Source organism: Arthrobacter sp. PvP103, from assembly GCF_017833075.1.
Lineage (GTDB): Bacteria > Actinomycetota > Actinomycetes > Actinomycetales > Micrococcaceae > Arthrobacter.
This window is the reverse complement of record NZ_JAFIBQ010000001.1, coordinates 655,816-678,771: the sequence shown is the minus strand read 5'-3', so window position 1 is coordinate 678,771 and position 22,956 is coordinate 655,816. Positions and strand designations below refer to the sequence as shown.

The window sequence follows — 22,956 nt, the reverse complement described above, 5'->3', positions numbered from 1 at the left end:
TCCCGGCCGCCGGAGTTCCCCGGCGGCCGCTACGCCGGGGCCAGAGCCTTGTTCAATACCGCCCGGATCCGCTTCTCGGAGACCGAATAGGCTGTCCCGAGTTCGACGGCGAAGAAGCTCACCCTCAGCTCCTCGATCATCCAGCGCACCTGCGTTAACTCAGCGCCCGCACGCCGCCCGGGCAGAAGCGCCGAAACGGCGTCATCGTAGTCGTCTTCCAATGCCTGCACGGCGGCCATGTGCAGGGCATCCCGCTGGACGTTGCCGGGCAGTTTCTCCAGACGCTTCTCAATCGCGGCCAGGTAACGCGGCAGCTGGCTGAGTTGGGCGTAGCCCGTGCGTGCCACAAAGCCCGGGAAGACGAGTTGCTCGAGCTGGCTCTTCACATCGTTGAGTGCGCTGATAAGGGCCAGGCTCGTGGTGCCCTTCAGCTGCTTCTCGATCCGGCGCGTGCTGGCAAGGATGCGCTCGACTACCGCGGTGACCGTGAACACTGTGTCGATGAGTTCGGCCCGGACCTGTTCGTACAGGGCCTTGAAGGACGCCTCGTCCCACGGCAGTTCGGCCGGCGTGAGCTTGTCGATCGCGGCCAGCGCGCAGTCCGCGATCAGGGCGGACACCGAACCGTGCGGATTCTGGCTGAAAGTCAGTTTCTCGGTGTTGTTCAGGTGCTCCAGGACATACCGGTCCGGCGCGGGCACCTTCAGCGCGAGCAGGCGGATGACGCCGCCGCGCATGGCCTGTTCCTGTTCGGAGGGGGTCTGGAACAGCCGCAGTGCAACGGACGTGCCCTCGTCGACCAAAGCGGGGTAGCCGGTGACGGTGTGTCCTTTCACCATGCCCTGGACCTGTCGCTGGACGGTTCCGAAGGTCCAGTCCGTCAGCCCCGCCTTCTCCGCGAAGCCGGGTGCGACAGCACCGTTTGGGGACGGCGTGAAGGTGCCGGTGTTCTTCGGTGCCTCCGCCGACTTCCTGCCCTGTGCACCCTTCGGGGCTGTCGTCACTGGAGTTGCCCCCAGGGATTCGGCGATCGCCCGCCGGGTGGCCGGGGCCAGCCGCTCCTGCAGTGCCGCGAGGTCCTTGCCCTCATCCAGGACCTTGCCCTGGGCATCAACCACGCGGAAGCTCACCCTGAGGTGGGCGGGCACCGCATCCCAGTTCCACGAACCCGGCGGAATGACCTGTCCGCGGATCCGGCGGAGGACCAGTTCCAGTGAAGGTTCGAGATCGTCGGCGGTCGGATCGAAGTCCGCCTCCAGTGCCGCCACCGCCTGGCGGGCGACGTCCGGGGCGGGCACGAAGTTCTTCCGCACCTGCTTGGGCAGCGACTTGATCAGGGCCGTGACCAGTTCCACGCGCTGGCCGGGGATGAGCCAGCGGAAGGCGGCGTCGTCGAGCTGGTTCAGGAAGAGCACCGGAACCTCGGCGGTGACGCCGTCGGACGGGTTGGGCGGCGAGCCGGGCGCCACCGGATGGAATTCGTAGCTCAGCGGAAGCTCGAAGCCCTTGTGCAGCCAGGTTTTCGGGTAGGCCGAATCATCCAGCGCGTCGGCGTCTTCGCTGATCAGCAGGGACTGGTCGAAGTCCAGCAGGGCGGGGTCCTGCTGGCGTGCTTCCTTCCACCACTTGTCGAAGTGCCGCTCCGACACCACGTCCTTGCCGATCCGGGCGTCGTAGAACTCGAAGAGTGTCTCGTCGTCCACCAGGATGTCCCGGCGCCGCATCCGCGCCTCAAGCTCTTCGATCTCCTGGAGCAGGGCACGGTTGCGGTGGAAGAACTTGTGGTGGGTCTGCCAGTCGCCCTCGACGAGGGCATGCCGGATGAAGAGTTCCCGGCACAGCTCCGGATCCACCTTGCCGTAGTTGATCCGGCGGCTGGGGATGATGGGCACTCCATACAGGGTGACCTTTTCGTGGGCCATCACGGAGCCCATCTTCTTGGACCAGTGCGGCTCACTGTAGCTGCGCTTGACCAGGTCCGGCGCCACCTGTTCGGCCCAGAGCGGATCGAATTTCGCGGCGACGCGGGCCCACAGCCGGCTCGTTTCCACCAGCTCGGCGGCCATCACAAAGGTGGGGGACTTCTTGAACAGCGCCGAGCCTGGGAAGATCGCGAAGCGGCTGCCGCGGGCGCCGGCGTATTCGCGCTTGCGCTCGTCGAGAATGCCGATGTGGCTCAGCAGGCCGGAGAGCAGGCTTATGTGGATTCCCTCATGGTTGCCCACGGGGTCGGCCAGCCGCTTGTTGTCCAGGCTGATGCCCAGCGGGCGGGCGAGCTGACGAAGCTGGGCGAAGAGGTCCTGCCATTCCCGCACCCGCAGGTAGTTGATGTACTCGGCGCGGCAGAGCCGGCGGAAGGCCGTGGAGGACAGTTCCTGCTGCTTCTCCTGGAGGTAGTTCCAGAGGTTCAGGAAACCGGTGAAGTCCGAATTCTCGTCCCGGAACCGCGCATGCTTCTCCGCGGCGAGCTGCTGCTTGTCGGTCGGGCGCTCGCGCGGGTCCTGGATGGTGAGCGCAGCGGCGAGGATCATGACGTCACGGACGCAGCCGCGTTTGCCCGCCTCAACGATCATCCGGCCCAGCCGCGGGTCCACCGGCAGCTGGGCGAGCTTTTGCCCGACGGCGGTCAGTCCGCCGCCGTTCCTGCCTGCGGCAGCGCCCGCGGCGCCCTGCGGACGGGCGGCGCTCACGGCGCCGAGTTCGCGCAGGAGCGTGACGCCGTCGTTGATGGCGCGTGAATCCGGAGGCTCCACGAAAGGGAAGTTCTCCACGTCCTTGGGCCCGCGGGCCACCCCCATGGCGGTCATCTGCAGGATGACTGCCGCGAGGTTGGTGCGCAGGATCTCCGGGTCGGTGAACTGCGGCCTGGACTCGAAGTCGTCTTCCGAGTAGAGCCGGATGGCGATGCCGTCGGACACGCGGCCGCAGCGGCCGGAACGCTGGTTGGCCGAAGCCTGGGACACACGTTCGATCGGCAGCCGCTGCACTTTGGTCCGGTGGGAGTAACGCGAGATGCGCGCCGTGCCGGTGTCCACAACGTACTTGATGCCGGGCACGGTGAGGGACGTCTCAGCGACGTTGGTGGCCAGCACGATCCGTCGTTTGCTGCCGGGGTGGAAAACCTTGTGCTGTTCCTGCAGGCTCAGCCGGGCGAAGAGGGGGAGAACCTCCGTGCCGGCCAGCCGCCGGTTGGACTGGATCCGGGCGTTGAGCGCTTCGGCGGCGTCCCGGATTTCGCGCTCGCCGGAGAAGAAGATAAGGATGTCGCCCGGCGCTTCGAGCGCCAGCTCGTCGACGGCGTCGCAGACGGCGTCAAGCGGGTCACGGTCCTCCTCGAGTTCGTCGTCGGAGGCCGCGACAGCTTCGTCATCGTCTCCGCTGCCGGGCACCCCGCCCGCCGGCTGGGACAGCGGCCGGTACCGGATTTCCACCGGGAATGTCCGTCCGGACACCTCGATGATCGGGGAGGGCTCCTCCTCGGTGCCGAAGTGCTTGGCGAACCGTTCGGGATCGATGGTGGCGGAGGTGATGATGATTTTCAGGTCGGGGCGCTGCGGCAGGATCCGCTTGAGGTACCCGAGGATGAAGTCGATGTTGAGGCTTCGCTCGTGGGCCTCGTCGATGATGATGGCGTTGTACTTGCGCAGCAGCTTGTCCCGCTGGATTTCCGCCAGCAGGATGCCGTCCGTCATGAGCTTGACCTTGGTGGACCGGCTGACCTCGCCAGTGAAGCGGACCTGGAAGCCCACCTCCTGGCCGATCTCGACGCCGAGTTCCTCGGCAATGCGCTCCGCCACGGTCCGGGCCGCAAGGCGGCGCGGCTGGGTGTGGCCGATCAGTCCGTTCTCGCCCAGGCCCAGTTCCAGGCACATCTTGGGGATCTGGGTGGTCTTGCCGGAGCCGGTCTCGCCGGCGATGATCGTCACCTGGTTGGCCGCGATGGCGGCCATCAGGTCCTCGCGGCGCTCGGAAACCGGCAGCTCGGCGGGGTAGGAAATATGAAAAGTCATGGCTGGACACAGTCTACTGCGGCCGGGGCCGGCTGCTGCGTTCTGTTGTCCGACGGCGAAGGACCCGGCCCATAGGCGGGCCGGGTCCTTCCTTGTTCTTGTGCCCGCTGTCCGGGGTGAAACGGAATCCGGGCGTCACCGCTGTCAGTAGTTCCGCAGGGTGTAGCTGATGCTTGGCAGGTCCAGCGCGGACCAGTCCTGCTCCGAGCGTTCGGGAGGAGTGTGGCCCCGACCGTCTTTGAGGAGTGCGGCGATGGTGGCCGGAAGGACGATGAGCAACAGGACGATGAGTACAACTCCGAAGGTTTCCATGCCTCTATGTTTCTCCCGTTACCTTCGGCAAAACAGTGGCAGAAATGCCCAAAAAGCTCTAATTTCTGCCACAATGGAAGCATGCTCAACTCAGTGGCAGTGATTGTCGTACCCAACTTCTCCATCTTCGAGTTCGGGACCGCCTTCGAGGTGTTCGGCATTGACAGGTCGGCGCGGGGGAGCGGTGTGCCGGCCTTCGATTTCCGGGTCTGCACGCCGAAGCCGGGTGATGTCCGGCTCAAGTCAGGGCTGACCATGCACATCGACCTGGGCCTGGAGGCGGCTGCGGATGCCGACCTGGTGATCATGGCTCCCTACGGCCATGACCAGGACGTCCCTGAAACGGTGCTGGATGCGCTGCGGGCCGCCCATTCGCGCGGAGCCTGGGTGATGTCCATCTGTTCGGGCGCTTTTGCCCTGGCGCGTGCCGGCCTGCTCGACGGCCGCCGCTGCACCACGCACTGGCACTTTTCCCGGGAACTGGCCAGCCGCTACCCGGCGGCGCTGGTGGACGAGAATGTCCTGTACGTACAGGACGGCCGGATCATCAGCAGCGCCGGGACCGCGGCGGGCATCGACGCCTGCCTCCACTTGGTGCGCGTGGAACTCGGAGCCGGCGTGGCAGCGAGCATCGCCCGCGACATGGTGGTCCCGCCCCACCGCGACGGCGGGCAGGCCCAGTTCATCGACCGGCCCATTCCGTCCTGCGGGTCACAGCCCATGGAGGAACTGCTGCAGTGGATGGTCCGGAACCTCGAACACGACCACACAGTCAATGAGCTCGCGGCGCGGGTCCACATGTCGCCGCGGACTTTCGCGCGCCGCTTCCGGGCCGAAACTGGCGCCACGCCTGCTGCGTGGCTCAACTCCCAGCGGGTGCTGCGGGCGCAGGAGTTGCTGGAATCAACGGAGCTCAACATCGACGAGATTGCCCGGGAGGCGGGGTTCGGCCATTCCGTGCTGCTCCGGCACCATTTCGGCAAAGTGCTGGCGACGAGTCCGCAATCCTACCGGCGGGCCTTCCGCGGCCACCTGGAACCCGCCGTCTAGCACCCGGCACCTGAAGACAGGGCGGGTGGGGCAGGGCACGTGAAGACGGGGCGTTGCTAATCCGGACGGCGCTCGCCGTTCCTTGCGGCCTCGGCCGCTGCCCTGGTGTTGTCGACAAGGACGCGCCACGGGCCGGTGACGGCCTGTTCCGGGAGGGTGGCGCGGTGCTGGCCGGCTTTGATCGAATACATAAACCGGTCCGGCTGGCCGCCCGCCTCGGCCGTGCGCGGCACGGCGTCCCACGGGCAGGCCTCCACAAGCGGCTCCCAGCGGCTCTTGTCCGTGGGGGTCGTGGCCTGGATGCTCCACACCCGCTTGAGCGCAGCAATCCCGCCGCTGCGCTGGACAGTGATCTTCATGGCCTGGTTTCCTGTGCTTCCTGTACTGCCTGGCCGCCGGCTGACCGCTCCGGCGGCGATCCCAGTTACAGCTTTACCTTCACAGTTTCCCACGCCTTCCGGACGGCGTCATGTTCCGGGGAACCGGCGCCGAACAGTTCTGCGGCCGACGCGGCCGTGGCCTTGGCGAACTTGGTAAACGTTGCGTTGGCAGGCAGCGAACCTCCGGTAAGGGCGTCGTACCAGATCCGGCCCGGGGTTTCCCAGGCGTTGCCGCCAAGTGCCGACGCCACGAGGTAGAACGCGCGGTTGGGGATGCCGGAGTTGATGTGCACGCCGCCGTTGTCCGCGCTGGTCCGGACGTAGGAATCCATGGAGTCCGGCTGGGGATCCTTGCCCAGCACGTCGTCGTCGTACGCGGTGCCGGGAGCCTTCAACGACCTCAGGGCTGAGCCTTGCACCTTGTCGGTGAACAGGTTTTCCCCGATCAGCCAGCTGGCCTCCGATGCCGACTGCTGCGCGAGGTACTGTTCCACCAGTGCGCCGAACACGTCCGACAGCGATTCGTTGATGGCACCGGCCTGGTTCCGGTAGACGAGTCCGGCGGAATGCTGCGTCACGCCGTGCGCCAGCTCGTGGCCAATGACGCTCAGGGACCGGGTGAAACGCTGGAAGATTTCGCCGTCGCCGTCCCCGAACACCATCTGGTGTCCGTCCCAGAAGGCGTTGTCGTAGAGCTTCCCAAAATGCACGCTGGCATCCAGGGCGAGCCCCTGGCCGTCGATCGAGTTCCGGCCGAAGGCCTCTGCGTAAAGCCGGTGGGTGTGTCCCAGTCCGTCGTAGGCCTCATCCGCCGAGGGGTCTCCCGTGGCGGGTTCACCCTCCTTGCGGACCAGCTGGCCGGGAAGGGACTCGGAGGTCCCGGCGTCATACACGGTGCGGTTCGGCGGACCTGGCTTCAGCTGCCGGATACCGGACGGGACTGCCGGCAGCGGAAGCGCGCGGCTGGCCTGGATGGACCTGATATGAAGCAGGGCTTCCTTCGCCGCCCGGGCCACCGCGTACAGGCGGGGTTCGTGCTGTGCCGCAAGGCGCCGCAGCATGTAGGGCGGGATGATGGAGCAGTACATATATGTCCCCTTTACTCGTCGGCGATGAAGACAGCCTACGAGGGGGTTACGACATTGCGGCGGGACACGCCTTAAGCAGGAAACCCCGCCAGCTGGGCTGGCGGGGTTTGTCTGTGCCCTCGATAGGATTCGAACCTACGACCTTCTGCTCCGGAGGCAGACGCTCTATCCCCTGAGCTACGAGGGCAATCAGGGTTTCCTGCCGTTTCCGGCGGGACGTCCTAGAGCTTAGCAGGAAGGTGGCCTTCAAAGGAAAATCGGCGTTCAGTATCCGGAAAACGAATCGGTACGGATCCGCCGCGCACCTGCACTGCGGGCGGCAGCCCGGAGCGAGCGGACGCTGGCGGGCGAGCCGGAAATGAACACTTCGCGGGCGGCAATGTCCGGAACCAGTTCCTTGAGGGCCGCGCCGTCGATCCGCTCCGGCGGCGGGGAGACCGTGCTGGCGTCTTCCATGAACGGCGGCGGCGCGGAACCGTCGGAGAGCCGGGCAATGACCCGGGCGCCGGACTGTTCCAGCGCATCCGCGTAGGCGAGTTCTGCCGCCGACTTTGCCAGGTACAGTAGGACGACGTCCCGGTTCCTGGCCGCACCTGGGGCGAGCTGGGCAAGGTAGGGGGTGATGCCGATGCCGGCCGCCACCAGCAGGACCGGCCCGCGGGACCCGTCCGGGAGGACGAAGTCGCCACCCACCGCGGTGGCCGTCACGGAGTCCCCGGGCCGCAGCGCGAGCAGGGCACGCTTGGCGGCGGACACGGGCTCGGCCGTGCCCACGCCGATCGTCACGTCCTGTGCGTCCGGGGCGCTGGTCAGGCTGAAGACCCTCCGCAGGCCCTTGCCGTCCGACCTGCCATGGGGCAGGTGCAGTTCGATGTACTGTCCGGGCACGAACCGCACCGCGCGGTCGGGCAGGAAGCTGAATTCCGTCGTCGTCGGCGTCAGGGGCCGCGACTCCTGGAAGTTCAGCCGGATACCGCCGCGCTGCCCCGCCAGGAACGCGAGCAGGTTCCCCACCAGCAGGGCCAGTTCAGGAGAGTTCGCCACGAACCCCAGGTTGTAGGGGACGGCAAAGACAACGCCGACGACGGCGGCGAGCGCCAGCTGCTGCCGGCGCCGGGGCGGAAGGGTCAGCGGTTCGGTCAGCATGAAGCCCACGAAGAACAGCACGGGCCGTTGGGCGAGAGGCTGCCACAGTGCCTGGCCCGGCGACATCCCGGCCCGGAGGAGTTCCGTGGCCACGATGGAAACTGAAACCACGGTGAACACGGCGCCCATGAGCATCTTGCGGGTGCGGTAGAGCACCAGCAGGATGCCGGGGACCAGGAGGAAGAGCATCGCGGGAGTGGCCGCCCACCACGTGGCGATGTTAAGGCCGGTCAGCCCGGTCACAAACGCCCCGGCCGCAGCCGGGTTGAAAATGTGCCTGCCGCGCCAGGCCAAGGCGTATTTCGACGCTGATGCCAAGATGCAGGCGAGTGCGACGCCCCCAATATCCAGCGCCTTGAAACTGGGCCAGAACAGGAAATACAGCAGCAAACCGGTTATCAGGGATGATTCCGAGTGCGGCCGGACATGGAACAGCGCAGCAAGCCCGCGGTTCGAGACGTAGGTCAGTCCCAGGCAGAGCACCAGGTGCGTGAGCATTTCGGGGATGCCGAACGTCAGCCAGCCCAGGACATTGAGCACCAGGCTGTACGCGGCAAGTACGGCGAGCACCCACAACACCAGGCGGTACATGGTGAAGCGGTTCAAGGACGTGTCCGCACGCTGGATCATGGAACTCATTCGAACAGCACTCCTTCGAAACCTGCTGAGTAGGCGGCGCTTCCGTCCGAGAAGACCGTAAGCCAGGAAAAATCAAAATCCTGCTCAAGCGCCTTGCCGGAAACGAAGAACAACGCCGTGGCCAGGGCGTCGGCCGTCATGGCATTGCCGGCGAGTGCCCACGTGGCAACCACTGTCCTGACCGGAGCCCCCGTGGTGCCGTCCAGCACATGGTGAAGCCCGTCGCCCCACCCCCTGCGGTTGGCTGCCGAGGCGCACAGGGCTCCCGCGCCCAGGCTGATCGTGCCGATGGCGCGGCCGGGATCGTACGGGTGCTCCAGGCCCACGGACACGGGCACGGGGCCGGAATTGAGCAGGTCGCCGCTGGCGTCGATGAAGTGTTCCGTGATGCCCTGCGACCGGAGTTCCGCGGCTAGCAAATCCGCGAGCTGCCCCTTGCCGGCAGCTCCGACGTCCAGCACCACGGGAGCGCTGGTGGTCACCACGGTGTCCTGCCAGTCCAGCACCTCGTCCCACAGCGGGGCGGGCAGCGGGATTCCGCGCGGCCGGAGCGAATAATCCGGATCGTAGCCAAGCTGTTCCAGGCTGCCGCCGATCAGCGGCGTCATGGCGCCGTCCGTCAGCCGGTACAGGCTCCGGTACAGGCGGCCCAGCGCGCCTGCACCGTCCGGCATCCGGAAGCGGCCGGGCTCCCTGGCCGCCTGCGCCACAATCGAGTCAGGACGGAAACGGGACCACGCGGCGTCGTACGTCTCCACCACGTCGAGCAGCCGGCGGCGCTGGCCGCCGTCCAGGGTGCCCGGCGTTGAAATCTCCCAGCTGGTTCCGATTCCGTCGAAACTGAACGCTGCCCAGCCCGGGTGCGGCACGTTATCTCCTCTTGGCGTGGTAGGCGGGATCAGGGGTACTTACTGGGCTTCGGCCTTGATCTTCTCCACGGCCTGGTTGAAGCCTCCGCTCGTGAGTGAGGAACCGGCAACCTTGGAAACATTCAGTTCATCCAGCTTCTTGCCCACGATCTGCGCCGCGATGCCGCCGGCGAACTCGCCCTGGAACTTGCGGGTGTTGGGGTTGGACGGATGCTGGGTGATGTTTACGCCGGAGACCGTGCCGCCTGCAAGCGTCAGCTCAACGCCCACGGTTTCCGTGCCGTTGGGGGAGACATAATTTCCGTCCGCGCTGTACGTGCCGTCCTTGTAGCCGGTCGCCCCCGGGGAAGAGGCGCCCGTCCCGGCGATCGGGGCGCTGCCGGTTGTGGCAGCAGCGGACTGGGCGGCGGGTGCCTGGGCGGACGGCGCGCAGCCGGCTACGGTTCCGATCAGGGACATGCCGGCGATGCCGACGAAGAGGCTCTTGCGTACGGGGAAGCTCATGCAGGGCTCGTTTCGTGTAGTTGCAGGCAGTTACAGGATGGACAACGTTGGAATCAGCGTAATGGTTCAGCCTGTGACCAAGCCCATGCCTTCCGGTGCGCGCTATCGGCGTCATGGCCTTGCCCCGATTCCGCGGCTTTCGCGGGCCACCGGTAGGCTAGACGCGTGACTCCCGAAGAACTCTCCCTCGCCATATCCGCCTGCCTGAAAGACGCCGTCGCCGCCGGTGAAATCACTCTTTCCGCGTCCGCCGTGCCGGACGAGGTGCGCGTGGAGCGGCCGAAGAACCGGGACCACGGCGACTGGGCCACGAACATAGCCCTCCAGCTGTCCAAGCAGGCCGGGGTCAACCCCCGGGAGTTCGCCACCGTCCTCAGCACCCGGCTCGCGACCATCGACGGCGTTTCAGCCGTGGACATCGCCGGCCCGGGCTTCCTGAACATCACGGTGGACGCCGCGGCCGCAGGGGCTCTCGCCAAGGCCATCGTCGAAGCCGGCCCGGAGTACGGTACCAACTCGGCGCTCGCCGGGCATGTGGTCAACATGGAATTCGTCTCCGCCAACCCCACCGGTCCGCTGCACATCGGCCACACCCGCTGGGCGGCGCTGGGCGACTCGATCGCACGGGTGCTCCGGGCGTCGGGCGCAAAGGTCACTGCCGAGTACTACATCAATGACGCCGGATCGCAGATGAACGTCTTCGCCCATTCCGTACTGTCCCGGCTGCACGGACGCGGGGTGCCTGAGGGAGGCTACCCCGGCGAGTACATTTCCGAGCTGGGCCACCACGTCCTGACGGAACACCCGGACATCCGGGAACTGACCGACGTCGCGGCGCTGCCGGTGATCCGTGGCGCCGCGTACAAGGCGCAGATGAAGGACATCAAGGACACCCTCGCCGACTTCGGCGTCGCCTTTGACGTCTACTTCTCGGAGCAGGAACTGCACGACGCCGGCGCCATCGAAAGTGCCGTCGCCCGCCTTCGCGAGCAGGGCCACGTGTTCGACGACGGCGGTGCCGTCTGGCTGCGCACCACGGACTTCGGTGACGACAAGGACCGGGTGATGATCCGGGCGAACGGCGAACCGACCTACTTCGCTGCGGATGCCGCTTACTACCTCTCCAAGAAGGACCGCGGCTTCGATCAGAAGATCTACCTGCTGGGAGCAGACCACCACGGCTACATCAACCGGCTGAAGGCCATCGCCGCTGCCGCCGGAGACGATCCCGAGGCCAACATCGAGGTGCTGATCGGCCAGCTCGTGTCGGTGAACGGCGCCAAGCTGTCCAAACGCGCGGGCAACATCATCGAGCTCAAGGACCTCATTTCCTGGCTGGGCAAGGACGCCGTCCGTTATTCGCTGGCGCGCTTCCCGGCGGACTCCCCGCTCACCCTGGATCCCGAGCTGCTGAAGAAGCACAGCAACGAGAACCCGGTGTTCTACGTGCAGTACGCGCATGCACGCTCCCGCGGCACAGCCCGCAACGCCGTGGCTGCCGGAGTGGAACGCCGCGTTGATGGAAAAGACGCGTTCGACGCCTCGCTCCTGGACCACGCTACGGAGAATGAACTGCTCTCCTACCTGGGCAGCTACCCCTCCATCGTGGCCAAGGCCGCCGAGCTGCGTGAACCGCACCGCGTGGCCCGCCACCTGGAGGTCATTGCCGGCGCATACCACCGCTGGTATGACGCCTGCCGCGTGGCGCCGCAGGGCGATGAGCCCATCACCGACGTCAACCGCACGCGGCTGTGGCTCAACGATGCCACGAGCCAGGTGCTGGCCAACGGCCTGGAACTGCTAGGCGTTTCGGCGCCGGAACGGATGTGACCCCCATGTCAGCACAGCCCGGGAATTCCTTGAATCAAGCATCCCCCCTGGCCCCGGAGTGGCTCGACGTCCCGGCAGACCTCAACGCGCTCCACGAGCCCATGTGGGCCGCCGGCGTCGCCCGGAACGACGCCGGCGAGCTCGCCATTGACGGCATTCCGGTCAGCGAGCTCCAGCACGAGTTCGGCACGCCGCTGTTCGTGATGAGCGAGAACGACTTCCGGGCCCGGGCGCGCGCCTTCAGCGATGCCTTCAACGACGCGTTCGCTGACATCTGCGGGGGAGTGGACGTCTACTACGCCGGGAAGTCGTTCCTGTGCACCGCGGTTGTCCGCTGGGTGGAGGAGGAAGGGCTGCGCCTGGACACCGCCTCCGGCGGGGAACTCGCCGTCGCCGCCCGCGCGGGCATCCCGGGAGCAGACGTCGCCCTGCACGGAAACAATAAATCCGACGCCGAGATCCACCGTGCCCTGGACATGAAGCTGGGCCGGATCGTGGTGGACAGCCTTGCCGAGCTGGAGCGCATCGCCGCGATCGCGTCTGCCCGCGGCGAAACGGCCAGGGTCATGCTGCGGCTGACCCCGGGCGTGCACGCCCACACCCACGAGTTCATTGCCACCGCGCATGAGGACCAGAAATTCGGTCTCTCCATGGCAGAAGACTCCACGGACCAGGCCGGCCTGTCCGCGGCGGAGGAGGCCGTGGCCGCCGCCACGGGCTTCGCCGGCATCGAGCTCCTGGGCCTGCACTGCCACATCGGCTCACAGATCTTCGAACCGGACGGCTTCGCGCTGGCTGCGGTGAAGCTGCTCCGTTTCCTGGCTGCAATGCAGGAAAAGTACTCCATCGTCCTGCCTGAACTGGACCTCGGTGGCGGTTACGGCATCGCGTACACCCCGGTGGACACCCCACGGCCTCCCGCAGAGATCGCACAGGCGATGGCCGCCGTCGTGCGTTCCACCTGCGAGGAACTGGGCATCACGGCCCCCCGGATCTCGATCGAGCCGGGGCGCGCCATCGTGGGCACCTCCACGTTCACGCTTTACGAAGTGGGAACGCTCAAGACCGTCCGCGTTGACGCGCCGGCCGCTGCGGACGGCGCAGCGGCCGACCAGGCAGGAAACACGGCAAAAAACGTTACGTACCCGCGCCGCTATGTGTCGGTGGACGGCGGCATGAGCGACAACGCCCGCCCGGTGCTCTACGACGCGGATTATTCGGCGATTGTGGCCTCGCGGACCTCCGGCGCGGCACCGCAGTTGTCCCGCGTAGTGGGCAAACATTGCGAGAGCGGCGACATAGTTGTTAGAGATGTATATCTGCCCGAGGACGTGGCAGCCGGTGATCTGCTCGCTGTACCGGGGACCGGCGCCTACTGCTGGGCCCTCTCCAGCAACTACAACTATCTGGCCCGGCCGGGCGTTGTCGCTGTGCGCGACGGATCAGCCCGGCTGATTGTCCGCGGGGAAACCGAACAAGATCTGCTGAACCGCGACATGGGAGTCTGAATGACTGAATTGCGAACCCTGAAGGTAGCCCTGCTGGGCTGTGGCAACGTTGGGGCCCAGGTGGCGCGGATTCTCATTGATGACGCCGACGCACTGGCCGCACGCACCGGAGCCCGCCTGGAGCTGACCGGCATCGCCGTACGCACCATCGATGCACCCCGTGACGTTGAGCTGCCGCGGGAACTCTTCACCACGGACGCAGACACCTTGGTCAAGGACGCGGACCTCGTGATCGAACTGATGGGCGGCATCGAACCTGCCCGTTCCCTGATTCTCGCCGCCATCCAGAACGGGGCCTGCGTGGTCACCGGCAACAAGGCCCTCCTGGCCCAGGACGGCCCCACGCTCTATGAAGCTGCGGACAAAGCAGGCGTCCAGCTGTCCTACGAAGCAGCGGTGGCCGGCGCCATCCCCATCCTGCGCCCCATCCGCGACAGCCTCTCCGGTGACCGTATTACCCGGGTGCTGGGCATCGTGAACGGCACCACCAACTTCATCCTGGACCAGATGGACACCACGGGCGCGACGTTCGCGGACGCCCTGGCCGAGGCGCAGCGCCTGGGCTACGCGGAGGCGGACCCCACCGCCGATGTGGGCGGACTCGACGCCGCGGCCAAGGCAGCCATCCTCGCCTCGCTGTCCTTCCATACCCGTTTTGACCTCGAAAACGTCCATTGCGAAGGCATCACCGGCGTCAGCGCGGCGGACATCGCCGCGGCCAAGGACGCCGGGTTCGTCATCAAGCTGCTGGCCATTGCTGAGAAGCTGACCGCCGCAGACGGTAGCGAGGGCGTGTCTGTCCGAGTGCACCCCACCCTGCTGCCGCGCGAGCACCCGCTGGCCGCCGTCCACGGTGCCTTTAATGCCGTCTTCGTTGAGGCCGAGAATGCCGGCGAGCTGATGTTCTACGGCCAGGGCGCCGGCGGTACTCCCACGGCATCGGCCGTACTGGGCGACCTCGTCTCCGCCGCACGCCGGATTGTCCTGGGCGGCCCTGCGCAGACCGAGACCACCATTGGCAAGGTCCCCGCCCTGCCGATCGACGCCGTCAACACCAGCTACTACATCGGCCTTGACGTTGCCGACCAGCCGGGTGTGCTGGCAAAGATCGCCCAACTGTTCGCGGAGCACGGCGTGTCCATCGAGATCATGCGCCAGACCATCCACCGCGACGCCGACTCCAACGTGGAATCGGCCGAACTGCGGATCGTCACCCACCGCGCAACCGAAGCTGCACTGGCAGCAACCGTCCAGGCCGTGAAGGGCCTCGACGTCATCAATTCCGTTACATCCGTACTGCGGGTAGAAGGAGTCTAAGTGGCTCACCAATGGCGCGGTGTCATCCGCGAATACGCTGATCGTTTGCCCGTAACGGAAAGCACCAAGGTCATCACCCTCGGTGAGGGCGGCACGCCGCTTGTCCACGCGCAGAAGCTCTCCGAGCTGACCGGTTCCACCGTGTACCTCAAGGTGGAAGGCATGAATCCCACCGGTTCCTTCAAGGACCGGGGCATGACCATGGCCATGACTGCCGCGGTGGCCTCCGGCGCCGAGGCCGTGGTGTGCGCCTCCACCGGTAACACCTCCGCGTCCGCGGCGGCCTATGCCACGGCAGCGGGCCTCAAGTGCGCCGTGCTGGTCCCGGAAGGCAAGATTTCCATGGGCAAGCTCAGCCAGGCGATCGCCCACGGCGCCACCCTCCTGCAGGTGGACGGGAACTTCGACAACTGCCTGGACATCGCCCGGAAGCTGGGGGAGTCCTACCCGGTATTCCTGGTGAACTCCGTCAACCCGGCCCGGATCCAGGGGCAGAAAACCGGCGCTTTCGAAGTCGTGGACGCACTCGGCGACGCCCCGGACATCCACGTCCTTCCGGTAGGGAATGCCGGTAATATCACCGCGTACTGGAAGGGCTACAAGGAGTACTCGGCACCGTTCGAATCCGACACTGCCGGCACCCTTCCTGCCGTGTCCACCAGGACCCCGCAAATGTGGGGCTTCCAGGCCGCCGGGGCGGCGCCGTTTGTCGCCGGCCACCCCATCACCGAGCCGGACACCATCGCCACGGCAATCCGGATCGGGAACCCCGCGTCCTGGGACGGCGCCATCGCCGCCCGTGACGAATCCGGCGGGCTGATCGAAGCGGTTACCGACGACGAAATCCTGGCAGCGCACCGCTGGCTGTCCGCCAAGGAAGGCGTCTTCGTTGAACCCGGTTCCGCCGCCGGCGTTGCAGGCCTGATCAAGAAGCACGCCGCCGGGCAAGTCCCCGCCGGAAAGACCATCGTGATCACGGTGACCGGCCACGGACTGAAGGACCCGCAGTGGGCGCTGCGCACCGAAGACGGCAGCGATGTCCAGCCGGTCAAGGTGTCCAACGATGTGGTCACTGTGGCCGCCGAGCTGGGCCTGGAAGAAAAATAGCCTTGGAAACCACCCTCACCGTCCCGGCCGAGTCCGCCGCAGGCGCGCCGGCAGTCCCGGCCGGGCAGCTGGTGACCGTCCGCGTGCCTGCCACCAGCGCCAACCTGGGACCGGGATACGACAGCCTGGGGCTGGCCCTTTCGCTCCACGACACGTTGACCGTGGAAACCCTCGGCAGCGGCGAGCTTGAATTCGAACTCAGCGGCGAAGGCGCGGAGACGCTTCCGCGCGACGCGAGCCACCTGGTGGTCAAGGCGATCACCGTGGCCCTGCACCGGTTGGGTTTCCGGCACGAGGGCCTGAGGATCACAGCCGACAACGTCAACCCGCACGGCCGCGGCCTGGGCTCCTCGGCATCGGCCGTCGTGGCCGCCGTTACCGCAGCCAATGCCCTCGTTCCGGAGGATTCGCGCCGCGGCAAGGACTGGATCCTGCAGCTCACCAGCGAAATGGAAGGCCACCCTGACAACGTCGCACCGGCCATATTCGGCGGTCTGGCGCTGTCGTGGCAGGACAGTGACCAGTACAGCAGCACCTGCGCCACCGTGGCGGACTCCGTGGTTCCCGTTGTCGCAGTACCTGACTATGAGCTGTCCACCGAAGCCGCACGTGCGCTGCTGCCGGCGTCAGTGGGCCATCACGCCGCTGCGATGAACTCCGGCCGGGCGGCGCTGCTCATCCACGCACTCACCAGCAAGCCTGAATTCCTGCTGGCGGGCACGGAAGACTATCTCCACCAGAGCTACCGGGCTGAGGCCATGCGCCCCAGCGCGGACCTGATCCGCGCACTGCGCTACGCCGGACACGCGGCCGTTGTTTCCGGGGCCGGGCCGACTGTGCTGGTGCTCGCCAACGGCGAAGAAGAGGCAGCGGCCGTGGTGGACTTCATCGGGGCCTATACCCGGGCCAACACGCCGGATGTGGGATGGCGTGTGATGAAGCTGGCGGTGGACGTTGAAGGTGCTAAAGTGGGAGTGCACCGGCGGTAATCCCGCAGGCAGTTAGTTATAAGAACCAGAACCCGCAGTCAAAAGAATCCGATGTTGGCCATGGCGCCTGTCTAATCGTTTGCTGCTCTGAACTTCAACTGCGCAACAGTCTCCGGTGCCGCCTGCTTGGTCTGTCGCAGGAATCTGCAGAATAGTTTTGCACCCCTGAACCGTCAGTCCGCCATTCCGGTCTCTTGTTGGAGTGGTCGAGGCGTATCAGTATCCGGCCCTGCTGGCCGAAATTCCATCCGGCAAGGCCGAAATCCGGCTGTAGATCTGAACTGCAGCCCAGATCAAATCATCGCGTCCAGCTCCCAGTCTGGACGCCGTCGAGGGGGAAGGATCCTTCGTGACCGAAACCACTGAGCTGTCTCCAGCTGTGGACACATCTTCTGCTACCGAGTTGTCGGCAGCACCCGCAAAGAGCAGCGGCCTTGCCGGCCTTAAGCTCGCCCAGCTGCAGGCCCTCGCCAGCCAGTTGGGTATCTCCGGCGGATCCCGCATGCGCAAGGGCGATCTGGTGACCGCCATTTCCGCCCATCGTGCGGGTACTCCAACCACCAAGGCTCCTGCCAAGGGTGCCGAGAAGACCGGCGAGACTATCTCGGCCCGGGCCACGGCTCCGGCTGCAGCTGCACCTGCAGCAGGCGCACCTGCGGCCGGAACCGCAGCGGAAGCCGCCGAGGCTCCCGCCCAGGAAGGCACCCGTGCCCGGCGCGGCCGCAGCCGCCGCGCAGGCAGCGACGGCGTGATCACCCCTCCCGCCACCGAGGCTCCGGAAACTGCTCCCAGCGAGGCCCCCGCGGCCGCGTCCGCTCCTGACGCCGGCCAGGCCGCCGTGTCCGAAGGTGCCGCCCCGGAAGCTGCAGAGCGCCGCCAGCCGCGCACCCGCAACCGCCGCCGCGGTGAAGCGGCAGCCCAGGCGACTGCACCGGCCGCCGAAAGCGAAACACAGGCCGAGGCTCCTGCCGAACAGCGTGTTGCTGAACAGCGCACTGAACAGCGTGCCGGGGAACAGCGCGAACAGCGCGGTGCAGACCAGGGCGGCGAAGCAGCCGACGCCGGTCAGCGCAACGAACGCCAGTCAACCCGCACCCGCGGCGGTCGCGATGGTGGAGACACCTCCGGTGCGCCGCGCCGCGATGACACCCGCGACAACACCCGCGACAGCGACGATTCGGACGGCGGAAGCCGCCGCAACCGCCGCAACCGCCGTGACCGCAACGACCGCAACGACCGCTCAGGCGGCCAGGGCCAGGACAACCGGGACAACTCCCGCAACGACCGGTTCCGCGACCGTAACGACCGCCGTCGTGGACGCGCCCAGGGACCGGACGTCGACGACGTCGAGGTCACCGAGGACGATGTCCTGCTGCCCGTCGCCGGCATCCTGGACGTGCTGGAGAACTACGCGTTCATCCGCACCTCCGGTTACCTGCCGGGTCCGAACGACGTCTACGTGTCCCTCGCCCAGGTCAAGAAGTACAACCTGCGCAAGGGCGACGCCGTGGTCGGCGCCATCCGCGCACCGCGTGAAGGCGAAGACCGCAGCCAGCAGTCTGCCCGCCAGAAGTTCAACGCCCTGGTCCGCGTCACCTCCGTCAACGGCAAGACCCCCGAGGAGCTCAAGGACCGCGTCGAATTCGCGAAGCTCGTCCCGCTGTACCCCTCGGAGCGCCTGCGCCTCGAGACGGACCCCAAGAAGATCGGCCCCCGCGTCATCGACCTGGTTGCCCCGATCGGCAAGGGCCAGCGCGGCCTGATCGTTTCGCCGCCGAAGGCCGGCAAGACGCTCATCCTGCAGTCCATCGCCAACGCCATCACCACCAACAATCCTGAGGTCCACCTCATGATGGTGCTCGTTGACGAACGCCCTGAAGAAGTCACGGACATGCAGCGCACCGTCAAGGGCGAGGTCATTGCCTCCACCTTCGACCGTCCCGCCGACGACCACACCACCGTGGCCGAGCTCTCCATCGAACGCGCCAAGCGCCTCGTGGAAATGGGCATGGACGTTGTGGTTCTCCTCGACTCGATGACCCGACTGGGCCGTGCCTACAACCTGGCGGCGCCGGCTTCCGGCCGTATCCTCTCAGGTGGCGTCGACTCGGCAGCCCTGTACCCGCCGAAGCGCTTCTTCGGTGCCGCCCGCAACATCGAAAACGGCGGCTCGCTCACCATCCTGGCCACCGCGCTCGTCGAGACCGGTTCCAAGATGGACGAGGTCATTTTCGAAGAGTTCAAGGGAACCGGCAACATGGAACTGCGCCTGTCCCGCCAGCTCGCGGACAAGCGCATCTTCCCGGCCGTGGACGTCAACGCGTCCGGTACCCGCCGCGAAGAGAACCTGCTTTCCCCCGAGGAAGTCAAGATCATGTGGAAGCTGCGCCGCGTCCTCTCCGGACTCGAAACGCAGCAGAGCCTTGAGCTGCTGACCAACAAGATCCGGGAGACGCAGAGCAACGTCGAGTTCCTCATGCAGGTCCAGAAGACGACGCTTGGTGCGAAGTCGGATAACGACAAGTAGCTACGTTCACCGCTCAAAGTGTGCCGACCCTGTGGTCGGCACACTTTGGGCGGTTCGTCGTTAAGTCCCGGGAAACTAGACTTGTAAGAGTCGAAAGAGGTTGTGAAAATGTTTGAGTCCGTACAGGGCCTGCTGGATGAGCATGCTGCTATCCAGGCGCAGCTGGGGGATCCTGCTGTTTATGCTGACCAGAAGCTTGCCCGGAAACTGGGGCGGCGTTCTGCCCAACTGAACGGAATTGTGGAGGCCTACCACCGTTGGGAAAGCATCCGCGACGACCTGGCGGCTGCCAAGGAAATGGCGGACGAGGACCCCGAGTTTGCGGCGGAGGTGCCGGAACTGGAGGCTTCACTGGAGACTGCTGCCGCCAAGTTGCGCCGGCTCCTTATCCCGCGGGATCCGGACGATGCCCGGAACGTGATCCTCGAGGTCAAGGGCGGCGAAGGCGGCGACGAAGCTGCTCTGTTCGCTGCGGACCTGCTGCGGATGTACTCCCGCTATGCGGAGTCCCGTGGCTGGAAGACCGAACTCATCTCCGCCACCGAATCGGACCTCGGCGGGTACAAGGACGTCCAGATGGCCGTCAAGGGCAACTCCAACGACCCCGCAGAGGGCGTCTACGCGAGACTTAAATTCGAGGGCGGCGTGCACCGCGTGCAGCGCGTCCCGGTGACGGAATCCCAGGGCCGCATCCATACCTCGGCTGCCGGTGTGCTGGTTCTTCCCGAAGTGGACGAACCCGAGGAACTCGAGATCAACCAGAATGACCTCAAGATCGACGTCTACCGGTCCTCCGGTCCCGGCGGGCAGTCGGTCAACACCACCGACTCCGCGGTGCGTATCACCCACCTTCCCACCGGAATCGTGGTGGCCATGCAGAACGAGAAGTCCCAGCTGCAGAACCGTGAAGCCGGCATGCGCGTGCTCCGGGCACGCATCCTGGCGCACCAGCAGGAGCAGATTGACGCCGAGAACTCGGCCCAGCGCAAGTCGCAGATCCGCACCATGGACCGTTCCGAGCGCATCCGCACGTACAACTACCCGGAAAACCGGATCGCGGACCACCGCACCGGCTACAAGGCCTACAACCTGGACCAGGTCATGAACGGCGACCTTGAACCGGTCATCCAGTCGGCCATCGAGATGGACGAACAGGCCCGCCTGGACGCCATCGGCGAATAGCCCCCGGCCGGTCGTTTGATGACACATGGAACAGGACTGAGCCTGGCGGAGGCTGTCGGCCGGGCAACCGCGCTCCTGGCCGAGGCCGGTGTCCCCAGCCCTCGTGTGGACGCGGAGCTCCTGGCCGACCACCTCCTGGGCGTCGGACTGGGCAGGCTGAGAGCCATGCTCCTGGTCGATTCCCCGGCTCCCGAGGGTTACGCCGAACTGGTGGCCGAGCGCGCGCGCCGGGTGCCGTTGCAGCACATCACCGGTGTGGCGCATTTCCGCTACCTGCAGCTTGCCGTGGGGCCGGGGGTCTTCATTCCCCGGCCGGAAACCGAATCCGTGGTGCAGCTGGTCATTGACTGGCTTGGCGACAGGGACCGGCTGCAGGGCCGTGCCCGCCCCAAGGTGGTGGACCTGGGCACCGGATCCGGTGCCATTGCAGGGTCCATCGCACTCGAAGTCCCCGGCGCGGAAGTCTACGCCGTGGAGTTCAGCGAGTTTGCCCACGCCTGGGCCGAACGGAACCTGCGCCCGCTCGGCATCACCCTCCTCCGGGGGGACCTGCGCGACGCGCTTCCGGAACACAACGGAACGTTCGACGTCGTCGTCTCCAATCCGCCCTACATTCCCGCGGAAGCAATCCCCAACGAACCCGAAGTGGCGCTGCACGATCCGCCAGAAGCCCTGTACGGCGGGGGAGCGGACGGAATGGAGCTCCCGACGGCGGCGGCAGCGTCTGCCGCCCGGCTGCTGGTTCCCGGCGGCTACTTCGTGATGGAACACGCCGAAGTCCAGGCGACGTGGATCGCCGCCATGATGAAGAAGTCCGGCCTCTGGTCCGACGTGACGACGCACCTGGACCTCAACGGCAGGGAACGCGCCACCAGTGCCGTCCTTGCCGGACCGGGTAAAGGAACAGCCCGGTAAACGGCAAAGCCCAGTAAGCGGCACGGATCGGTGGATGCGGGTCCGTGCATGAAGTGATGAAAGAATAGGCCAGTGACCACAACCTATGACTGCACGGCAGCTGACCAGCGGGCTGAAGGGCTGGAGAATGCCCAGCGGGCCATCCGCCAACACAAATGCGTCGTGTTCCCGACGGACACGGTTTATGGAATCGGTGCTGACGCGTTCTCGCCACAGGCTGTCACCTTGTTGCTCGCATCCAAGGGCCGCAGCCGGAAGATGCCGCCGCCCGTTCTGATTCCGCGTCTCAACGCCCTGGACGGACTGGCAACGGACGTCCCTGCAGAGGCCCGCAAGCTTGCTGAGGCGTTCTGGCCGGGAGGCCTCACCATGATTTTCCACGCACAGCCGTCGCTGGACTGGGACCTGGGCGAGACCAAGGGAACTGTTGCGTTGCGGATGCCTGCCGACGACGTCGCGCAGGACCTGCTGACTCTCACCGGACCGTTGGCGGTGTCCTCCGCAAACCGCACCGGCCAGCCTGCTGCCCGCACCGCCGCCGAAGCCATGACCCAGCTCGCTGAATCCGTCGAGGTTTACCTCGAAGGGGGATTGCGCCCGGACGGCGACGCGGACGCTGACGCCCTGCCGTCCACCATCGTTGACGCCACAGCACTGCCGCTCAGGGTGGTCCGCCAGGGTGCCATCAGCGTCGAACGGCTTCGCGAGGTCGTTCCGGGTCTCCTGGACATCGACGGCAATGCGGCCGACGTCCCTGCGACTGAGCCGGCGGTTGACAACGAACCCGTGACAGAGCAAGGCGCCGAATGATCCTCACCCGGCAGCACATACCCGTCCTCGGCGTCGACGCCACGCCGCTGACCGTTTCCGGGATGACGGCCACGCTCAACCGCTTTGTTGCCGAAGGCAGCACCCGCACAGTGGTGGGCCACAACCTGCACAGCGTGACGCTTTTTCATTCGGACCCGGAATTCCGCGCCCTCTACGAAGACAGCGACGTCGTGCTGCTCGATGGCGCCCCCGTCCTGTGGCTCTGGGGGAGATCGGGAGAGGCCGATGGGCCGGTCATGGACTACCGGCTGGGCTCCACCGACTGGATCCCTGCCCTCGGCAGCGTCGAAGGGCTTGAACGAATTGCCGTGATCGGAGCCGGAGCGGAAGCCAATGCGAGGGCTGTGGCACGCCTGGCCGGAATTGTCCCCAACGCCAAGGTGGCCGGCATGCCAGGCGAAGGCTGGAACAGTGCCCTTGAGGGCGAAGCTGTAGCCTGGCTGCAGGAGCTGCGTCCCCAGATGGTGCTCCTCGGACTGGGCATGCCGCTCCAGGAGATGGTCCTCCGCCGCAGGCTTTCCGTTCTTCCCCCTGCCGTGTATTGCGCGGTGGGCGGTGCGATCGAACAGATTGCCGGAATCCAGAAGCTGGCTCCGCGATGGCTGGGCCGCCTGGGCCTGGAATGGGCCTGGCGGCTCATGCTGCATCCGCGCAGGGTTGCCTATCGCGTGTTCGGCGAGCCGTGGGTGCTCCTCGCGCTTCTGGTCCGGCGACGCCTCACGTCAAACCGCTAGCAGCCGCCGCCGGGCGGC

General features: G+C 66.4%; 18 protein-coding genes and 1 tRNA gene. 11 read left to right on the top strand and 8 right to left on the bottom strand.

What is annotated here, in order from left to right; translation table 11 throughout:
• Positions 1-29 precede the first annotated feature (29 nt).
• On the bottom strand, positions 30-4,010 hold the full coding sequence (gene hrpA / locus JOE41_RS03165) for an ATP-dependent RNA helicase HrpA (protein ID WP_209750815.1): 3,981 nt from the start codon (positions 4,008-4,010) through the stop codon (positions 30-32).
• A gap of 144 nt (positions 4,011-4,154) precedes the next feature.
• Positions 4,155-4,322, bottom strand: a complete 168-nt coding sequence (locus JOE41_RS03160) for a hypothetical protein (protein ID WP_198011511.1) — start codon at positions 4,320-4,322, stop codon at positions 4,155-4,157.
• Positions 4,323-4,403: 81 nt separating this feature from the next.
• Between JOE41_RS03160 and JOE41_RS03155 the strand changes: the two genes are divergently transcribed.
• Entirely contained in the window at positions 4,404-5,372 is a 969-nt protein-coding gene (locus JOE41_RS03155) for a GlxA family transcriptional regulator (protein WP_209750813.1), read from the top strand.
• A 56-nt stretch (positions 5,373-5,428) separates the two neighbouring features.
• On the opposite strand, the gene JOE41_RS03150 is transcribed toward JOE41_RS03155, so the two are convergent.
• From JOE41_RS03150 to JOE41_RS03125, 6 genes are all read right to left on the bottom strand, one after another.
• Positions 5,429-5,731, bottom strand: coding sequence for a protealysin inhibitor emfourin (locus JOE41_RS03150; RefSeq protein WP_011692471.1), 303 nt, complete (start codon positions 5,729-5,731; stop codon positions 5,429-5,431).
• Positions 5,732-5,796: 65 nt separating this feature from the next.
• Complete coding sequence (locus tag JOE41_RS03145) at positions 5,797-6,840, bottom strand: M4 family metallopeptidase (protein WP_209750811.1); 1,044 nt, start codon at positions 6,838-6,840, stop codon at positions 5,797-5,799.
• 114 nt (positions 6,841-6,954) lie between these two features.
• Positions 6,955-7,027: transfer RNA gene (locus JOE41_RS03140), tRNA-Arg, on the bottom strand.
• A 77-nt stretch (positions 7,028-7,104) separates the two neighbouring features.
• Positions 7,105-8,616 (bottom strand): FAD-dependent oxidoreductase, encoded by a 1,512-nt coding sequence (locus JOE41_RS03135; RefSeq protein ID WP_209753519.1) that lies wholly within the window; start codon positions 8,614-8,616, stop codon positions 7,105-7,107.
• 5 nt (positions 8,617-8,621) lie between these two features.
• Positions 8,622-9,494: an FAD:protein FMN transferase gene (locus JOE41_RS03130; RefSeq protein ID WP_209750809.1), complete on the bottom strand. Its 873-nt coding sequence runs from the start codon at positions 9,492-9,494 to the stop codon at positions 8,622-8,624.
• A 39-nt stretch (positions 9,495-9,533) separates the two neighbouring features.
• Positions 9,534-9,998: an FMN-binding protein gene (locus JOE41_RS03125; RefSeq protein WP_209750807.1), complete on the bottom strand. Its 465-nt coding sequence runs from the start codon at positions 9,996-9,998 to the stop codon at positions 9,534-9,536.
• A 165-nt stretch (positions 9,999-10,163) separates the two neighbouring features.
• Between JOE41_RS03125 and argS the strand changes: the two genes are divergently transcribed.
• The 10 genes from argS to JOE41_RS03075 all read left to right on the top strand — a co-directional run bounded on the left by argS (position 10,164) and on the right by JOE41_RS03075 (position 22,938).
• Positions 10,164-11,828: an arginine--tRNA ligase gene (gene argS, locus JOE41_RS03120; RefSeq protein ID WP_209750805.1), complete on the top strand. Its 1,665-nt coding sequence runs from the start codon at positions 10,164-10,166 to the stop codon at positions 11,826-11,828.
• 5 nt (positions 11,829-11,833) lie between these two features.
• A complete protein-coding gene (locus tag JOE41_RS03115; protein ID WP_011692465.1) occupies positions 11,834-13,336 on the top strand; it encodes a diaminopimelate decarboxylase in 1,503 nt (500 codons plus the stop codon).
• A complete protein-coding gene (locus JOE41_RS03110) occupies positions 13,337-14,653 on the top strand; it encodes a homoserine dehydrogenase (RefSeq protein WP_011692464.1) in 1,317 nt (438 codons plus the stop codon).
• Positions 14,654-15,760, top strand: coding sequence for a threonine synthase (thrC, locus tag JOE41_RS03105; protein WP_209750804.1), 1,107 nt, complete (start codon positions 14,654-14,656; stop codon positions 15,758-15,760). It begins immediately after the preceding gene.
• Between the two features lie 2 nt (positions 15,761-15,762).
• Entirely contained in the window at positions 15,763-16,749 is a 987-nt protein-coding gene (thrB, locus tag JOE41_RS03100; RefSeq protein ID WP_043429874.1) for a homoserine kinase, read from the top strand.
• A 349-nt stretch (positions 16,750-17,098) separates the two neighbouring features.
• Positions 17,099-19,276: a transcription termination factor Rho gene (rho, locus tag JOE41_RS03095; RefSeq protein ID WP_209750802.1), complete on the top strand. Its 2,178-nt coding sequence runs from the start codon at positions 17,099-17,101 to the stop codon at positions 19,274-19,276.
• A gap of 108 nt (positions 19,277-19,384) precedes the next feature.
• Positions 19,385-20,458, top strand: a complete 1,074-nt coding sequence (gene prfA / locus JOE41_RS03090; protein ID WP_011692460.1) for a peptide chain release factor 1 — start codon at positions 19,385-19,387, stop codon at positions 20,456-20,458.
• Between the two features lie 18 nt (positions 20,459-20,476).
• A complete protein-coding gene (gene prmC, locus JOE41_RS03085; RefSeq protein ID WP_209750800.1) occupies positions 20,477-21,373 on the top strand; it encodes a peptide chain release factor N(5)-glutamine methyltransferase in 897 nt (298 codons plus the stop codon).
• A 72-nt stretch (positions 21,374-21,445) separates the two neighbouring features.
• The gene (locus JOE41_RS03080; RefSeq protein WP_209750798.1) at positions 21,446-22,183 is read left to right on the top strand and encodes an L-threonylcarbamoyladenylate synthase; all 738 of its coding nucleotides are present in this window, start codon (positions 21,446-21,448) and stop codon (positions 22,181-22,183) included.
• Positions 22,180-22,938 carry a WecB/TagA/CpsF family glycosyltransferase gene (locus tag JOE41_RS03075; RefSeq protein ID WP_011692457.1) on the top strand — a complete coding sequence of 253 codons (759 nt, stop codon included), beginning with the start codon at positions 22,180-22,182 and terminating at the stop codon, positions 22,936-22,938. Before JOE41_RS03080 ends, JOE41_RS03075 begins: the two co-directional genes overlap by 4 nt.
• Positions 22,939-22,956 lie beyond the last annotated feature (18 nt).